Annotated in this window: 19 protein-coding genes and 4 pseudogenes; 4 read left to right on the plus strand and 19 right to left on the minus strand. The window is 56.2% G+C overall.

Annotation, left to right across the window (positions count from 1 at the left end):
- Positions 1-57: 57 nt before the first annotated feature.
- From JCM15764_RS15360 to JCM15764_RS15365, 3 genes and pseudogenes are all read left to right on the plus strand, one after another.
- Positions 58-755 (plus strand): annotated as a pseudogene (locus tag JCM15764_RS15360) (SDR family NAD(P)-dependent oxidoreductase).
- A gap of 116 nt (positions 756-871) precedes the next feature.
- Positions 872-1,021, plus strand: a complete 150-nt coding sequence (locus JCM15764_RS24255; RefSeq protein ID WP_243689137.1) for a hypothetical protein — start codon at positions 872-874, stop codon at positions 1,019-1,021.
- A 90-nt stretch (positions 1,022-1,111) separates the two neighbouring features.
- On the plus strand, positions 1,112-1,537 hold the full coding sequence (locus JCM15764_RS15365) for a cyclic nucleotide-binding domain-containing protein (protein ID WP_054697267.1): 426 nt from the start codon (positions 1,112-1,114) through the stop codon (positions 1,535-1,537).
- Positions 1,538-1,636: 99 nt separating this feature from the next.
- Here the strand turns inward: JCM15764_RS15365 and JCM15764_RS15370 are convergent, their stop codons facing one another.
- From JCM15764_RS15370 to JCM15764_RS15405, 14 genes and pseudogenes are all read right to left on the minus strand, one after another.
- Complete coding sequence (locus tag JCM15764_RS15370) at positions 1,637-1,993, minus strand: FAD-binding protein (protein ID WP_054697271.1); 357 nt, start codon at positions 1,991-1,993, stop codon at positions 1,637-1,639.
- 28 nt (positions 1,994-2,021) lie between these two features.
- Positions 2,022-2,438, minus strand: a complete 417-nt coding sequence (locus JCM15764_RS27015; protein WP_279384490.1) for a SphA family protein — start codon at positions 2,436-2,438, stop codon at positions 2,022-2,024.
- Positions 2,401-2,670, minus strand: a complete 270-nt coding sequence (locus JCM15764_RS27020; protein WP_279384491.1) for a transporter — start codon at positions 2,668-2,670, stop codon at positions 2,401-2,403. The genes JCM15764_RS27015 and JCM15764_RS27020 overlap by 38 nt, the downstream gene beginning before the upstream one ends.
- Before the next feature lie 14 nt (positions 2,671-2,684).
- The gene (locus tag JCM15764_RS24260; RefSeq protein ID WP_243689138.1) at positions 2,685-2,951 is read right to left on the minus strand and encodes a transporter family protein; all 267 of its coding nucleotides are present in this window, start codon (positions 2,949-2,951) and stop codon (positions 2,685-2,687) included.
- Between the two features lie 32 nt (positions 2,952-2,983).
- A complete protein-coding gene (locus JCM15764_RS24265) occupies positions 2,984-4,078 on the minus strand; it encodes a vWA domain-containing protein (protein ID WP_243689139.1) in 1,095 nt (364 codons plus the stop codon).
- Entirely contained in the window at positions 4,003-4,692 is a 690-nt protein-coding gene (locus JCM15764_RS24270; RefSeq protein ID WP_243689140.1) for a hypothetical protein, read from the minus strand. The genes JCM15764_RS24265 and JCM15764_RS24270 overlap by 76 nt, the downstream gene beginning before the upstream one ends.
- A 2-nt stretch (positions 4,693-4,694) precedes the next feature.
- Positions 4,695-4,913: a hypothetical protein gene (locus JCM15764_RS30055; RefSeq protein ID WP_243689141.1), complete on the minus strand. Its 219-nt coding sequence runs from the start codon at positions 4,911-4,913 to the stop codon at positions 4,695-4,697.
- A complete protein-coding gene (locus JCM15764_RS15385) occupies positions 4,880-5,572 on the minus strand; it encodes an AAA family ATPase (protein ID WP_243689142.1) in 693 nt (230 codons plus the stop codon). Before JCM15764_RS15385 ends, JCM15764_RS30055 begins: the two co-directional genes overlap by 34 nt.
- Positions 5,573-5,686: 114 nt before the next feature.
- On the minus strand, positions 5,687-5,917 hold the full coding sequence (locus tag JCM15764_RS15390) for a benzylsuccinate synthase beta subunit family protein (protein ID WP_054697275.1): 231 nt from the start codon (positions 5,915-5,917) through the stop codon (positions 5,687-5,689).
- Between the two features lie 63 nt (positions 5,918-5,980).
- Complete coding sequence (locus JCM15764_RS30060; protein ID WP_439645314.1) at positions 5,981-6,442, minus strand: glycine radical domain-containing protein; 462 nt, start codon at positions 6,440-6,442, stop codon at positions 5,981-5,983.
- Between the two features lie 57 nt (positions 6,443-6,499).
- Positions 6,500-7,821: pseudogene (locus JCM15764_RS30065) on the minus strand (pyruvate formate lyase family protein); the annotation flags it as partial.
- Positions 7,818-8,567 (minus strand): pyruvate formate lyase family protein, encoded by a 750-nt coding sequence (locus JCM15764_RS30070; protein WP_243689144.1) that lies wholly within the window; start codon positions 8,565-8,567, stop codon positions 7,818-7,820. The gene JCM15764_RS30070 and the pseudogene JCM15764_RS30065, both read right to left, overlap by 4 nt.
- A gap of 89 nt (positions 8,568-8,656) precedes the next feature.
- The gene (locus JCM15764_RS15400; RefSeq protein WP_054697277.1) at positions 8,657-8,833 is read right to left on the minus strand and encodes a benzylsuccinate synthase gamma subunit family protein; all 177 of its coding nucleotides are present in this window, start codon (positions 8,831-8,833) and stop codon (positions 8,657-8,659) included.
- A 98-nt stretch (positions 8,834-8,931) separates the two neighbouring features.
- Positions 8,932-9,981: a glycyl-radical enzyme activating protein gene (locus tag JCM15764_RS15405; protein ID WP_054697281.1), complete on the minus strand. Its 1,050-nt coding sequence runs from the start codon at positions 9,979-9,981 to the stop codon at positions 8,932-8,934.
- A 488-nt stretch (positions 9,982-10,469) separates the two neighbouring features.
- Between JCM15764_RS15405 and JCM15764_RS15410 the strand changes: the two are divergent.
- Positions 10,470-12,207 (plus strand): annotated as a pseudogene (locus tag JCM15764_RS15410) (sigma 54-interacting transcriptional regulator).
- A 335-nt stretch (positions 12,208-12,542) separates the two neighbouring features.
- Here JCM15764_RS15410 and JCM15764_RS30075 read toward each other — a convergent pair.
- The 5 genes and pseudogenes from JCM15764_RS30075 to JCM15764_RS24305 form a co-directional block, all read right to left on the minus strand.
- Complete coding sequence (locus JCM15764_RS30075; protein ID WP_243689145.1) at positions 12,543-13,655, minus strand: efflux RND transporter permease subunit; 1,113 nt, start codon at positions 13,653-13,655, stop codon at positions 12,543-12,545.
- Entirely contained in the window at positions 13,559-14,941 is a 1,383-nt protein-coding gene (locus tag JCM15764_RS30080) for an efflux RND transporter permease subunit (RefSeq protein WP_243689146.1), read from the minus strand. The genes JCM15764_RS30075 and JCM15764_RS30080 overlap by 97 nt, the downstream gene beginning before the upstream one ends.
- Positions 14,942-15,157: 216 nt before the next feature.
- The gene (locus tag JCM15764_RS15420) at positions 15,158-15,967 is read right to left on the minus strand and encodes a WD40/YVTN/BNR-like repeat-containing protein (protein WP_243689147.1); all 810 of its coding nucleotides are present in this window, start codon (positions 15,965-15,967) and stop codon (positions 15,158-15,160) included.
- A gap of 3 nt (positions 15,968-15,970) precedes the next feature.
- Positions 15,971-16,021: pseudogene (locus JCM15764_RS28630) on the minus strand (hypothetical protein); the annotation flags it as partial.
- Positions 16,018-16,263 carry a hypothetical protein gene (locus tag JCM15764_RS24305; RefSeq protein ID WP_243689148.1) on the minus strand — a complete coding sequence of 82 codons (246 nt, stop codon included), beginning with the start codon at positions 16,261-16,263 and terminating at the stop codon, positions 16,018-16,020. The gene JCM15764_RS24305 and the pseudogene JCM15764_RS28630, both read right to left, overlap by 4 nt.
- Between the last annotated feature and the right edge of the window lie 34 nt (positions 16,264-16,297).

Below are 16,297 nucleotides of genomic sequence, written 5' to 3' on the forward strand. Positions count from 1 at the left end.
AACCACATGGCAAGTTTAGAGGGCAAAGTTGCATTGATAACCGGATCTGCAAGCGGCATGGGGAAAAAAACCGCCCAGCGCCTGGCGGAAAAGGGGGTAAAGGTTGTCATTAACGACATCGTGCCGGAAAAGGTAGAACAGACGGTTCAGGAATTCGCTGCAAAGGGGTTCCAGGTGATGGGGAAGGTTGCCGATATCTGCAACGCCACGGCGGTCAATGAAATGGTGAAGGATGTAGTGGAGCGATTCGGCTCGGTGGACATCCTGGTGAACAATGCCGGGATGGAAAGGGCCGGGGCATTGAGAAACCTCAGCGAGAAAGACTGGGATATCACCCTGAACGTCAACCTGAAAGGGGCGTTTCTCTGCAGCCAGGCGGTGCATGGCCATATGATTGAAAAGGGTGGTGGGCGGATCGTCAATATTGCCTCCAGGGCCTGGCTGGGCGGGGCCGGGCAGGCTCCCTACTCATCAGCTAAGGCCGGCCTGGTGGGGCTGACCAGGACCTGGCCCTGGAACTGGGGAGGAAAGGGGTAACGGTCAACTGCATCGCTCCCGGGCTCATCCATACCCCCATGTGGGACGAGCTGCCGGAAAAGAACAGGCTTGGCTTTCTGGCCAAGCAGCCCATGGGGAAGATCGGCGAAGATGACGATATTGCCAATGCGATCCTCTTCTTCCTGGACGACGATGCCTCGTTCATTACCGGACAAGTCTTTTATGTGTGTGGGGGCAGGAGTTTGTTCGCCGGGTAGTCTGCATGGCTAACCCTGGTGAAAGAAAAATTCCGACCGGTCGGCAGCACCATATCCTGAACAGTTGGCAGTACCGTTTTCACAATCGCCTCAGGCGAGGAAAGGACTGGTGAGATATGAACACAGAAAACGTAAAGAGTGACAGATTGAAATACATCAGCAATGATGAACTTTTCCCCACGGAAATAAGCTTCGCCGGGGGCTTCAAGGTTCGTTTGGGATGTTCGGAAGACGGTCAGGCATATCTGAAGGTGGAGCCTGACTGAAGGATGCCCCGCCGACGCGGGGCACGCCCTGTTCCTTGCAGAGCGCCGGGAGGGGCAGACGGAATCCACTGTTTCAAAGGAGGAAAAGCCATGATTTCACCAGAACTCTTGCGGCCTTATCGCTTCTTCGCCTCACTGACGGAAGAACAACTCAAGGACATCGCCATGATCGGCGAAGAGAAGACATTTCCCGCGGACAGCATTATTTTCAAGGAAAATACTACTGCCGACAACCTGATGCTCTTACTGGAAGGGGGCGTGGAGCTGTTCTACAGCGGCGGAGGGGCAGGATGTGCTGCCAATGCCCCAGTCTGCTCCATCGTCCCCGGGGCGATCTTCGGTGTTTCCTCACTGATAAAACCCTACCAATACACTGCTTCTGCGCGGGCAACCAAGCCGGTCAAGGTAGTGGATATCAATGGGGCGCGGCTGAGAGAAATGTCGGAAAAGAACCTAACCCTCGGGAACGTCCTGATTAACAACGTCGCGGCAGCGGTACTCGCCCGCCTGCGCTGATCATCTCGGCTCGCTCTAACCTGAACAAGAGGCATGCGCCCTGCCGCAGACTGCTTACACAGTCGCAATCTGCGGCATTTCACCTGCCTGCAGCCGCATTTACCCCTGCAATCCTGCCAAAGGCCAGACATTCCGCAATATTACCTCCCCCTGATAGATCAATCCCCAGAGGGAGCCCAGTTCACCGGCTCCATACAATCCTGGTATCGGTTCGCCGTAAGGATCGACGATCTCTGCCCGCTCATTGCGCCGTGGCCCCCCCTGGGTGTTGATCAGGGAGGGATAGATCTCCACGGCATAGAACGGTCCGGTATCTATCATGGCCGAATCGGTCTCCTTTGACATCTCACGGCCGAAAAGGCCATCCTTCCCCGCCAGGACCGATAAATTCCACTGCTCGATGGTCTCACTCAGATTCAGACATGGCATACCCAGCTTGCCGGCCAGCTCGGCCACAGTATTCGCCTGTGGCCAAGCCTGTCCATTAGAAGGCATAGGTGAACTTGAACTGTGTCTGTGGTCCGGTGGCGATGTTCCTGGCGCCATACTCCCAGTACTGCTTGAAGGTCATGGTGAAGGGGCCCTGTTTCGGCCAGTATTTGATGCCCATTCCGATACCTCCCACTTCGCTTCTGGAATCCTTTGCCGTGACTCCGTTCACCTCGTCGTCCGTGGTCTGCCAGTAGTTGTAGCCGACCACGCCGCCGCTCAGGCCGTTCTGAAGCCCATAGCCAACAGCCCAGTCCATATGGAATTCTTGTCCCGGTTCGGTATCGGTATCGCTGTTTTTCGTGTGGAAATCGTACATGAGCTTGGCGGAAACATCGAAACCCTCTTTCAGGTAGGACATGGCCAAAACCGGCTCAAAGGTCCAGGTTTTTTGAGAGGATCTGCGTGGCAGGGTTCTTTATGTCGTAGTTGCCGGTGGGCGCCCAGGTGTCCAGGGCCAGGACGGCATGGAGCTCCGGACCGAAGTGCCAGCCAAAGACCAGCGGGCTGAAGATGATGTCGCCGACTCCCTTGTCATTGACATCGAAATTAAGAGGAGGAATCGCCGTTGAGGAAGCGGTTACATCGGCGCTGTAGAAGGGTATGAATATCTGGGCAGCCCAGTTGGCCCCCAGTACTTTCAGCGGGCTGACGTAGACTAGCTCGGCACCTCGGCAAAGACGCTGGCATTGAAATCCGCTGGAAGTCCATTGCCGGAGTTGTCCCGCAGGGAATTCTTCTGGGCCAGGATCATGTAGTTGACGAGATAGGTTCCGGGAGGGGGCAGGGCGCCTACGGCAAAGTCTTCGACACCGTTGGGATAGTGCTGTCCGCCGCCGGCCCAGCTGTGGACGGCAGTCAGGGAGAAAAGAGCGGCGGCGATAAAAAGGGTGCGAACAAGGGCAATAGACAAAATGTTATGCATTCCGGCTCCTTATGCTGGCTGCTGCTTAATGATTAATGGTATCTTGTTGAGGAAAGAAGGTGTTTGAACACGGTGGGAAGCTGATCCACATCGTTGACGAACTGGATCATTTCACCATGTTCTTCTGCCAGGGCGGTTTTGTTCATGGGGTCGCATTCAAGGCCAATGGTCAGCAGGCGTATATTCCTGGCCTTGCAATAGCGGATTGCGTCGGATACCCCGCATCCCCAATTTGCTGCGCCATCGGTCACATGAATGATGAAGGGTTTGCGGCTGCTTTGTTTAAGGTTCAGAGCTGTGGCTATTATTGCTTCACCCGATGCGGTTCTTCCATGGGGCATGACTGAATAGAACTGCCCGTTCTTGTAGATCTCGGTGATGCGGCAGGTATCGTTTCTTTCGTTGTAGGCAAATATTCTGGCGTTACGGTTGTAGGCCAGGAGGGCCATGAAAAGCGTCTGGTAGATGACCTCGGTTTTTGCCCATTTGTTCGGTTCGGCCATGGAACCGGTGCAGTCCACAAGGAGAACGATGTCGTTATGCAACTGGTAATGGGTCTTCTTGAAGTTGAAAATGGCTCCGGATGTTGGCGCCCTGTATAGGCGGGTGCGATCGATTTTGCCTGAGGGAAGGCCTCGGTTGTAGGCGATGTTTCTCTGGGCAACCAGCTGGAGAACCGTTTTCAGCTTGTAGAAGAGGGCATTGTCGATGTTTTTGTTTGCCGGCATGACGATATCGTTCCCCTCCACACGAACCACACCGCCGAAATTTGCCACGACCGATTTCACCTGTTCCGTAAAGTCCACATGTTTTCTTTCCAGCTTGTTTTCGATCTCCTCTGCATAGCTGAGAAGTGTTGCCTTGACTCCATCTTTCTCCTCATCCTCTTTTTCCATATCTTCATTGAAATCGGCTGAGAGCAGAAAGGGATCTTTCCGGTCGGTGGGCCAGAATTTGATCATTTCCAGCAATTCGTTGAAGATGGAGGCGTAGAGATTCAAACGGTACTCGCAGCGCTCGGTGACGCTCGGCAGCTCGGCACAGGCGGTCATCAGCTCTTCGACGATGCTGTTGAGGAGCTCCATCGGCTTTGCATAGAACTGACCGGCGGTGGTTTTTCCCACCATCCCACTACCGAGCGGTCTTCGTATGGATGCCTGAATGCTTCTTCTGGATCGGTGGCTACTTTCCACCACAGGTGCAGCAGTTCGGTGAAGGAGGGGGGATTGATGAAATGCCTGGCAGCCTTCGCGGTTTCCCATTCACGGGCCTTTTGCGTATAGAGGCCGAATACATTCCGGTTGGCGATGAGATCCGCGTTGACCTTCTCGGCGATTTCCAGGAAATGGGCAAATTTGTATGCATAGATCGGGGCGAGTACGATTTTTGACTGGGCCAGCTTATGGACATGATCGGTCCATTCCCTCTTGAGGAAGGCTCCCCTGACGGCAAGCCCGATGGCAACGTCGGCCTGCATGGCTGGAATGGGATAGCGCCCCATGATCGGCGAGGGATCGAGGGCGATACTGTCAGTCTGGCCGGTCATCCCTTCCCAGACGACGGTGCCGATGTTTCTGCCGACCATTAAGACCATTTTTCTGATACTGCGCAGAAGTTTTGCCAGTTCCAGGATCTCAACAGGCGATTTGTCTCTGCGCCAGAATTCCGAATATCCCGCTTCTGCGGCAATCAGGAAGCGTGACCGGGCCTTGCTTTCTCCATGGGCAGGCTCTGGGATCATGATCAACTCTCTGTGCTTTGCTGCCAGCTGTGATCGAACAGGATATATTCGTTGCTGACCGTCTCGGTATGACCCCTTCTCACGTGCAGGCCGATCAGGACCGACTCCAGGGCTTCCTGGTTCGTCTGGAGGCTAACCGCCAACGCCTGCCTGAAGCTTGCCCCCACGGCCATCATATCGCCGATCATCAGGGCCGTCCGTGTGGATACATCGACCCGCATCTCGGGGTTCCCCCGCATGAAGTTGAGCGCAGCATGATGTCGTCGGCCTGGGCGGCGGTGACGCCGGTTTTCTTTATCAGCACCTCTTTCTCCACCTCGTTGGGGAGATAATCCATGAGCAGGAAGTAGAATCTGTCCCGAAGCGCCGCATCGAGAAGCTCAGTGCCGACGAAGTCTTCACCCTCGTTCAGTGTGGCAAAGAAGACCACACCGTCCGCCACTTTGAGATGCCCCAGCTCTTCAAGCCACACATCCCGGCTGTCCGACAGGAGAGAAAAAAGCATGTTGAGCGCCTTGGGATGCTCCGGCCGGTTGATCTCCTCCAGGTGAATGACACTGTTAGGGGTCTGGATCGCCTCGGGGAAGAGAAACTGCTTGTATTTGGTTTCTCCGGCCTCCAGGGCGTACTCGCCGAACAGCTGGCTCGGTTCGGAAAGAATGCCCACCTGAAAGGTGGACAGGGGACGTTGGTAGATGGCCGCGTACTGCTTTACCAGTGACGACTTACCGCACCCCTGCCGCCCGGAAATGAGGACGTTGACCGGTTTTTTCCGTGAGAGCAGGTGAATCTTCTCGAAGATGTCGGCCAGGTCTCTGCTCACGTAAAAGTAGGGATCAAGCTGGGGCACAGACAGGTTTTCATGTTTGGTGGCTGACATTGTGTATTCCCTTATCGCCAGGGGCAGAAAGGATGCTGGCGGACCCGCACAGGCCCTTTCTGCCCCTCCATTGAGATGTTTGAATCAAATCGCCTTGATCGGGAATGCTGCGGTTTAAACGTGCTCCCTGAAGCTGAGCTTGCCCTCTTCATGCCTGGAGCAGGTTACGTTGTAGACGTCTCGGATCCATCTCTTCCACACTCCCCCCATCTCGGTACGGTTTACGGTGCATTGCCCCCGCAGCGGATTGGTGGGGTCGGCGATCTGCCATTTGCACTGGAGGCATGGTTTGCCGGTTCCTTTTTTCTCGTGCATCATGTTTTCATTTTGGGCTGTTGCTGACATGGGTGTCTCCTGTTCTGTTTCTCGGGAGCCCCGGCGGGACTCCCGAAATCGATTTTTGGGATATTACAGCGGTGCGTTGATGTACTCGTAGTCATCGGCCCCGAAATGCTGCTCGTTGCGGGCAATGATGGTGTTCTGTCCGTAGGTTGGGATATCCACGAACCTGGAGCTGAAACCGGAGACCCTGACGATAAGGTCCTGATGCTTTTCCGGCTCCTTCTGGGCTGCCTTGAGCTCTGCCGTGCTCACGCAGTTGAACTGCACGTGGGCAATATTGAGCGCCTCCCATGTGTCCATGTATGACTTCCAGATGTCGAAGCCATGGACGCTGCGCATCATCGGCACGTTGAGCCGCTGATTGAGCAGGTTGGTTTTCTGGTTCTTCTGTACCTTGGCGACCGATTTGAGTACCGCCGTCGGTCCTTTCTTGTCCGTGCCGAAGTAGGGGGAGATCCCGCCGTCATCTGCCGCGTCACCGCCGAAACGGCCGTCCGGGGTGGGGCCGGTGCGGGAACCAACCTCCATGTAGAGGCCGACCGCCTGGCCGACCGGCAGCACAGGGCCTCCGGAGAAATTGGTCACCTTGGCCAGCTCACCACCAAGGATCTCCTCGTAGAACTTGCGGATGATTTCGTCGGCGTAGGGATCGTCGTTCCCCCATTTGGGCGCATTGAGGAAGTCCTGGCGCATGGCATCATGGCCTTCCCAGTTGGCGTGGAGGGCATCCAGGAGCTGCTTCATGGTGTACTTCTTCTCGTCGAAAACAAGTTTTTTGATGGCGACCAGGGAGTTGGCGGCAACGACGGTGGTGATCGGGTTGTGCCAGCCGTTGGGCTGCTCGGACAGTTCCACCGAGTCGATGCCCAGCTCCATGCAGCCGTCGTCGATGCTGGAGACAAAGGCATCTGCATCACCTGGCACTCGAAGTGCCGCATCACATCCTTGGCCCGGATGACCAGGCTGCTCACGTAGGCGTACTGCTTGCGGAATGCCTCCAGCAGCTCGTCGAAGGTTTTGAAGTCAGCGGCATTGCCGGTTTTGGGGCCGAGCTGCATGTCGGAGTAGGACCAGTCGTAGCCGTCGTTGAGGGCGATTTCCAGAAGTTTGGCGGGGAACATGGCACTCCCCCCCTCGGACCTGGTTTTCTGCGTCTTCCTTCTGCCGCAGACACCCGGCGACATGCAGAGCACGTTGGCCCAGCGGTGCGCCTCGTCGTCGGTGACACCGTTCTTGGTCAGGCTGAACTGACTGAAGAACTTCATCTGTTCGACCCCGATCCGGTTGTGCATGATGGAGGGATAACCGAGGCCGTCCCGGATGCACTCGAATACGAGCCTTTTGGTCTTGACGCGCCCCACGGGATCCCAGCGGAAGACGATGGAAGGCTCGGTGGTGCGGATGTTGCGCGCTCCCTCCAGGATGGCGTCGGTCATGTCGCTGCATGCATCCACATAACCGGGCTTGGTTCCCCCTACGGTGAGAATGAAGAGGTCGTTGGAACCGGGGAATATTTCCCGGTAGGCGCGGGACTTGCCGGCGCCGTGCTCCGAAATCTTCAGCCGCTCGCACTCCACCAGTTCCACCACATCCTTGTGGGTCATGGGCTGAAAAGACTTGTCGTTGACGCTGATGTTATAGTAAGGCTCCAGCAGCTCGTCCTCTTTCTGGGCAAAGCCGCTGGCGTAGCGGTCAAGGGCATGACAGATGAGGAAGACGAACCACTTGGACTGGAAGGCATCCTTGAGTCCTTTGGCCGGCTCGGCGGGGACGCGGTGGCAGATCTCCGAGATCTCCAGCAGCTCTTCCTTGCGGGCGGAGTTTGTTTCGAAATTTTCCGCGACGATCTTGGCCAGCCGGGCGTGACGACGAGCCCAGTTGATGACCGCTTCGTCGGCAATGATCATTGCTTCCAGAGGTCGATCTTGGGAATCCAGGAGAGCTGCTTGGTGGCGTCCCAGGGGGTCTTCTCCATCTCGGCCTGGGCGTTGGCCAGCTTCTCCTTTGCCAGTTCGATCCGCTTCAGGAGGCCATCCTCCAGCACCGTCTCGTAAGGAGGGACAATGCTGTTGTAGCCGGAAGCGAACATGGGGCCTTCCATGGTGCTTACCTGATACATCCTCGTCAGGTCGATGGGATCGAAATAGGGCTCGCATTTAGCCTGAATGCTGAACGGCTTCCAGTAGTCGAGGATTTCCTGTGCCTCATCCTTCGGTTGCGGCGCGTAGTCAGTCATCAGGTAGTCCTGAACCGCCATGTAGGCCAGTTCGGGATAGAGGGGGAACATCTCCGGATCTTCCGCATGATAGCCGATGATCAGTTCGTCGTCCTGGAGCACCAGCGTGCTATTGTTGAGGAGATGGGCGAGTCCGAGGGCGCGGCGGATCACTTCCGGCTTGCCGGCAGTGGCCTTGTGCGACTCAGTGACCAGCCGCATTCTTTCGATGCCTGCCCGGACTTCCTTGTCGATGAATTCACCGGCAGAGGCATGCTTCCAGCGGCACCTTGCCTTGAGCCTCCTGGTCCGTTCGGTGGTCGGCTTGCAGAGGTTTTCGTGCAATATCTCGTCAGGCACGTTTATTTCTTCCGGGTTTTCCAGCGGAAAATCGATAGTCCTGCCTTTGTAGTTGATGGACTGCGCTACCATTGCCATAAGTTATCTCCCTGTGAATTAAATTTGTTTTCCATCCGGTTTCACTGATGGAAACCAGTAGTGTCTCATCCGGACTTTCCGGATGGACACTACTTGGACTTCTTGAAGGTCTGACATGAAGGGGTGGCATGCACCGTCGGCTTTGAAAGCCAGTATTTTCCCTTGGCATCTTCTTTCTGGGTCACGCAATCTCCGCGGCCCGGTTCATAGTCCCCTGCGTTTTCAGGAACGGCAAAATAGAACGAACAATCTTTGCATGTGCTCATAATGGATCTCCTTTATCCTCATCACGTTTAATACCCTCCCGTCGACAAGGTGGGTTTTTAATGGTTGTCGCTGTATCTCTTAGCAGGTTGTCAACCGGTTAACGCCGGACTGGAACCACCCCCTTCGTTTGTGGCGCATATGGCCTCAGCGGCAGGCCACTGCGATCGGCTTTCGATGACTCGTTGCCGACAACGTTTCCTGTTGAAGCCATGGTGCCGATCAAGCCGCCGACGGTAACTTCGCGGATTCCTTTCAACCTGAGGGCGTCCGCCAGGGGGAAAAGGTTTCGGGCAGGAAGATCCGGGACCCCCAGGTAGGTGTAGCTCCGCCCCAATTGCACATATTTGCCGGTTGCATATGAGTGATAGGGGAGCAGGTCCACACCATTGAGATTGTCGGCGAACTGTCCCAGATACTCTATATAGGCTTCGAAATCATCGGCGGTGTCATTGATCCCAGGAATAATCGGCAGATGGATGCGCGTGGCAGCCCCGGCCTGTATGAGCCGTTCGAAATTTGCCAGGATTTTGTGAAGGGAGCCGCCGATCACCTGCTCGTACCTCTCCGGCTTCAGCGATTTGATATCGACGATGAACAGGTCGACAAATTCCAACAGGGGGTTGATGTTTTCCCACTCTGCAAAGAGGCAGGTCTCCATTGCCACGTGGATGTTCTCCCGGACTTTTAGAATACGTGCCAGTTCACGGGTAAATGCCGGGTACATGAGTGGTTCACCACCACTGATCGTGACTCCGCCTCCGCTGTTGTTGTAAAAAATGCGGTCTGATACCGCTTCTTCTACAATGGCGTTCATATTCAGAGACTTGCCCACCGTTTCACGTGCACCGAACCGGCAGGCGGATACACATCCCAGGCACGCCGTGCAGCGGCTTCTGTCGACAATTTCTTCGATACCCTTTTTCGGCCCAAAGGATGTGCATACGCCGGATGGGCAACTGCTGGCGCACTGCCCGCATCCCTGGCATTTGTTTGCGTGAAAATAGAATTCTGGTTTCAAGCTGATATTTTCTGGATTATGACACCAGGGGCAATGGAGAGGACACCCCTTGACGAAGATGGTGGTTCTGATGCCGGGGCCGTCCTGCAGACAGAACCTCTGGATTTCGGTGATAAGTGGCGTGAGCATCCGGTACCTCCTTTGGGGGTAGGCAGATTTGCTTTCATAAGGATATTGATAGCAGGAGCCATGCCAAAACAATGTTTCATAAATATTGGCGTGGTAGTGGTGCGATAGGTTACGTATGTAGTCTTGTTGCGGTAAAGTATTGTAGATTCAGTAAGTTGAATAAAAAACAACACAGAATAATATTGTTTTGTAACGGTGGTTATTTTGAGGGGTAATGGCGTCCGGGAAGGGAAATTGAAACTCTTTCAACCTTTGCTCAATTTCTAAATACCGCCAGACCGGTTCTTCTTTTTCAGAAAATGATAAAATTTTTTTTCACGAAGCGCCAAACTCGCATAGGTGGGAATAAATGGGGTTCAGGCGAGGGGTGAGACCTTTTAAGTTCTTCTGTAGGACATCCGCGGTGAGGGTAAAAATTTGCTTTTTTACCTGAATATGGTTATATAAAACATTGTTCGATAAATCTAAAGATTTGTAGAAGGACTGAAATGGAGAAAAAAAATAGGATGGCAAAAGGTTTGCCCGCATATGATTCCGTTAGTAGTAGCATGCGATCACAATTGCGTTTTTCCAGTGAAACTGGCCAGATATGGCTGCACGAACACCGGATGCTGCTGGTGCATGCCGATGCCCACGCCTTGATGCGCCGCGAGTTGATCGATGCGCTGGGGATGGGGCGTGCACGTGGATTGCTCATGCGCATGGGATATGTGTCGGGGATGAGCGACTTCGAGCTTACCCGTCTCAACCCCGAAATTACCAGCGACTTGCAATTGTACATGGCCGGACCGCTGCTTCACACTCTGGAAGGAATTGTTAAAACTACCATTACTAAACTGGAAATAAACCGTCAAATCGGCAAATTCTATGTTGAGGCCAAATGGGAGAACTCATGGGAGGGGCAGGCTCACTTGCGTCATTATGGTGAGTCGTCCGAGGGTGTCTGCTGGAACCTGATCGGCTATGCCAGTGGCTATACTTCTGCCTTCATGGGCAGGCCTGTGTTATGCAAAGAGGTCGCCTGCCATGCAATGGGCGGAAGCCATTGTTCTCTCGTTGGTAAGCCGGTTGAAGAGTGGGATGATGCAAGTGATTTCGAGTTGCTGACTAATCACGAATCCATCGCCGAACAGCTAATCGGTCTGCAAAATCAGGTCGTGCAGTTGCGTTCTGCCATGGGTAAGAAAACGAAGCTGCCGTCCGATATTGTCGGTAATTCGCCTGCTTTTCTTACCGCTTACGAACTGCTTACCCAAGCAGCCGACAGCCAGATCAACGTTCTGCTCCAGGGGGAGACGGGGGTCGGCAAGGAGGTTTTCGCGCGTACGCTGCATGAGAAGGGGGTTCGTTGCAAGGAGTCGTTCATCGCCATTAACTGTGCCGCCATACCCCATGATCTGGTGGAATCGGAACTGTTCGGCGTTGAGAAAGGCGCATTTACCGGCGCCCTTGCCTCCAGGCCCGGTCGTTTCGAGCGAGCCGACGGCGGCACATTATTCCTGGATGAGGTGGGGGACCTGCCCCTGTCGGCCCAGGCGAAGCTGCTTCGCGTGCTGCAGGAGGGTGAGGTTGAACGTCTGGGAGGCACAGAAATCTACAAGGTGAATGTACGGCTGGTTGCGGCAACCAACATCGACCTGAAACAGCTCGTGGGGAATGGTAAATTTCGTTCCGACTTGTATTACCGGTTGAATGCTCTGCAGATCAACATTCCTCCCCTCAGATCGTAAGCTTGACATTTTGATCCTGGCTAAGAGTTTTCTCAAGAAATTCAGTGATATTAACGGGAAAAAACTGCGCGGTTTCTCCGACAAGGCCAAGCTGGCTTTGCTCGCCTATCAATGGCCGGGCAATATCAGGGAACTGCAGAACGTTGTGGAGCGCGGGGTTATGCTTGCTCCCAATGGTAATCATATTGCAATAAATCACATGTTTCCTTCCTATAACGAACAGGTAACCGAATTGCGCCTTGATGGCAAAGGGGGGTTAACCGACAGCCAGAGAGAAAGCGGCAAGGATTTCTGCGAGGCGATCCTGAGCGGCAAAATTACCCTTGAACAGGCCAATACTCTGTTGGCGGAAGCTGCAGTCGAGAAAGCAAAGGGCAATCTTTCCGCAGCGGCGAGAATGCTCGGTCTCTCACGTCCCCAGCTTGCCTATCGCCTGGAGCACCAGAGTGAGACCTCGACGAAAAACGGCAAGCAAAACGGTTCCCCCGTGAGCTAAAAGTCAGCCGCGACATGGTCCGTTCGCTCTGTCGCCACAGCTGCGGACCTTGCAGTGCCGCCCCCCGTAATTATCCACGACGCTTAAATTGGCGTGTTGCCTTCGTTCCAGATGCGGCGGGTGTCCGCTCGCCGCTGTAGCTCGTCACTCTCTCCCCATGCCACGACAGCCTTCCCCAAAAATGAGAATTATGCGAATAAAGTCAGCCGCGACATGGTCCGTTCGCTCTGTCGCCACAGCTACGGACCTTGCGGTGCCCTCCTGCACAACCAGCTAACCCGCCGTTTCGATTTCCCCAGGAATCCCTTCTTCAACATATTCTTCAACGGTTTCATTCACCGTATTGAGCATGAAGTGCGACAGGGCTGGGATGAGGATGAGGGCGCCGAACATGTTCCAGAGGAACATGAAGGTGAGGAGGATTCCCATATCTGCCTGGAATTTGATCGGCGACAGGGCCAGGTGATGACGCCGCCGGCCAGGGTGATTCCCACCAGGCCTACGACCTTGCCGGTGAACTGGACCGCCTTCTGGTACGCCTCCCCCAGAGAGAGCCCCTCCCGCTGGTACTTGAGCTGCATGCTCAAAAGATAGAGAGCGTAATCGATGCCGATGCCGACCCCGAGGGCGATGACCGGCAGGGTGGCGACCTTGACACCGATGCCGAGGGCGACCATCAGCGCCTCGCACAGGATCGAGGTGAGCACCAGCGGCAGCACTGCCACCAGAACGGCCCGCCAGCTTCGGAAGGTGATGAAGCAGAGCACGATGACGGCGCCGTAAACATAGAGCAGCATGGTACGGTTGGCTGACTTGACCACGATGTTGGTGGCGGCCTCGATGCCGGAGCTCCCCGCCGCCAGCATGAACTGCCGGTCCTTGGTGGTGTGCTTTTTGACGAATTCCTCGGCCACGGTGAGGACCCGGCTCAGGGTTTCGGCCTTGTGGTCGGAGAGGTAGGCGATGACCGGCGTGACGGAGATGGTGCTGTTGATCAGGTCCGGGTTGTCGAAACAGGACTGCTGGCCGCTGTAGTTGAGGACCTCCTGGCTGCGGTTGAGGGTGTACCATTTGGGGTTTCCATCATAGGTGCCGGCGGTGATCATACGGATGGCGTCGGACATGGTAACGGTGGTCTGAACGCCGGGTACCTGCTGCAGGGCCAGGGCGAGGCGGTCGGCCTCTATGAGTGGCGCATATTTGATGGCGCCCTCGACCGGGGTCTTGAGGATGACGGCAAACTGGTCGCTGGAGAGGGAATAGTTGCTGGTGATGTAATTGTTGTCCTTGTTGTAGCGGGAGTTGGGCCTGAGTTCCGGGGCGCCGGGGTCCAGGTCGCCGATCTTCAGGTTCAGGCTGACGACGAAGCCGGCCACTGCCAGGATTGCGGAGACGGCCACGGCCCGGGTGGCCCAGCGGCGCTGGGTGAAGTGGTCCAGAAGCTCCACAGCGCCCCGATCCCTTTGCCGGTAGTTTCTTCGCTTTCCTCCTGAAGGCTTCTGCCGGCCGCCTTCGGGCTGACCCCCGTGTAGGAGAGGAAGACCGGCAGGAGCAGCAGGTTGGTGATGACCAGGCCGGCCACGCCGATGCTGGCAGTGAGCGCCAGGTCTTTGATGACCGGGATGTCGATCAGCATCAGTACGGCAAAGCCGACCGCATCGGCCATGAGGGCGGTGAGGCCTGCCAGGAATAGGCGGCGGAAGGTGTAGCGGGCTGCTACCAGTTTGTGGGTGCCGCGTCCCACGTCCTGCATGATGCCGTTCATCTTCTGCACGCCGTGGGAAACGCCGATGGCAAAAACCAGGAACGGCACCAGGATAGAGTAGGGGTCCAGCTCGAAGCCCAGGGTGGCGACTATCCCCAGTTGCCAGATGACCGCCATCACGGAGCAGAGGATGACCAGGCCCGTGCTACGGATGCAGCGGGTGTAGAGGAAGATGACGATGGCTGCGATAAGGGCGGCGATGCCGAAATAGGTCATCACCTGCATCAGGCCGTCGATCAGGTCACCTACCAGCTTGGCAAAGCCGACGATGTGTATCTTGACCTCGCCCTTGCCCATTGCCTCGTACTTCTTCCGAATGTCGTTCTCGATCTGCTTGGAGAAGGCGTTGTAGTCGAGCCTTTTTCCCGTGGTGGGGTCCTTGTCCAGGAGCGGCACAAAGACCATGGCTGATTTGTAGTTGGTTGCCAGGAGGCTCCCCACGATGCCCGAGCGGGTGATGTTCTGCTTGAGCTTCGACACCTTTTCTTCGGAGCCGTCGAAGTTGTCGGGCATGACCGGTCCGCCCTGGAACCCCTCCTCGGTGACCTCGTTCCAGCGGACCGCCGGGGTCCAGATTGACTTCACCCAGGCCCGGTCCACTCCGGGGGTGAGCACCAGATCGTCGTTGACCTGCCGCAAAATATCCAGGTACCGGGGATCGAAGATGTCCCCCCTGGTGTTCTCCACCACCACCCGGATCGAGTTGCCCAGGCCTGGCAGGTCCTGCTTGTTTGCCAGATAGTTCTTGATGTAGGGGTGGCTCTGGGGGAGCATCTTCTCGAAGCTCGCGTTGAAGACAATCCTGGTTGTCTGGTAGGCCAGGGCCAGGGTGACGACCACGCAGGCGATCATCACCGCCAGCCGGTTGTTGAAGATCAGCCGCTCAAGCCAGTTGCCGGATTTCTGGTCGAAATCCTTCAACTCCTTGACGACCGGCATTTCCTCAGTATTTCCCGTTCCAACTGCCATGTCAGCTCTCCTGTTTTGACTGATTTTGAATTGAAATAGCATTATGCGATTTCTTTGTAGGGGCACCCCTTGCGGGTGCCCAATCAGGGCGGGCGCCCAATCAGGGCGCCTAATCAGCGGTTGCCCAATCAGCGGGTGCCCAATCAGGGCGGGTGCCCAATCAGCGGGTGCCCCAATCAGCGGGTGCCCCAATCAGGGCGGGCGCAAGGCCCGCCCCTACCTGATCGTTTGTACCTTCACGCCCCGCTTGCCGACCAGGGCCAGAGTGTTGCCGTCAATGGCGGCCACACCGGCGGCTGGCGTCGGCCGGTCGATTTTGAGCTGGTTGAAGCTGGTGCCGTCATCGCTGCTCACCAGCACATGTCCCCCCTGGCTCACCAGGACGATCTTGCCATCGTCGGTGACAGTGCCACCCATCAGGCCTACCGGTATGCCGGTCTCGATCTTCTGCCAGGTGGAACCGCCATCCCTGCTTTTGAAGGCATTGCCGCGCATGCCGTAGGCGATTACCGCCCCGTTTTTGCCGGTGATGCCGAAAAAGGTGCCGGCATAGGCGGTCTTTAGCGCCGTGAATCGTTTCTTTGTCTGGTCCAGCTTGAATACCGTGCCCTGTTCGGAGGTAATGAACAGATCCTTGCCGACGGGACGTATGGCATAGAGGTGAAAGCGCTTCGGGTTGTCTATCCTGTCGTACCACGGGGTCCAGCTCTTGCCGCCGTCAACCGTACGGAAGATCAGGTTGAAGGCGCCAACGATGAAGCCGGTGGTGTCGCTTTCGAACCAGACGTCCAGGAACGGTTTGTCAGGCCCCTGATCGACGAATTTCTTCATTTCCGCCATCATTGCCGCGGTCTCCGGCCCGCCCGGCGCGCCTACCGGCGTATTTTCGGGGGCGTGGCAGGCGCCGCAGCTGTTAGTTCCCATGTAGTGGCCTATCAGGACCTGGGCCGCTGCCCGGCCGTCGAACTGCTTGACCCAGCTGGCCCCGCCGTCGGCCGAGTGCAGAACTACCCCGTCGTGCCCCACGGCCCATCCCTTCTGCGCTGACGGGAAATGCACCGCCAACAGGTCTGAGCTCACCGGAACACTGGCCTGGGTCCAGGTCTTGCCCTGTCGTCGGAATAGACGATGTGGCCGTGCTGGCCCACCCCCACCACCCGCTTCCCGGCCGTGGCGACGCTGATGAGAAGGGTCTTCTCCGCATGCCGGTTCTTCAGCGCCGGCGTGTCGAGAACATCGTTGAAAGACGCTGCGGCAAACGTGATGAATGAGAGCATGACCGTGGCGGCTGCAGGCAATATCAGTAGTATTCTCGATTTCATAGTTACTCCCTTTCAGTGTATCTGCCGAGGCACT

The sequence above is a fragment of the Geotalea toluenoxydans JCM 15764 genome (assembly GCF_001311985.1).
In the GTDB taxonomy this organism is placed as follows: domain Bacteria; phylum Desulfobacterota; class Desulfuromonadia; order Geobacterales; family Geobacteraceae; genus Geotalea; species Geotalea toluenoxydans.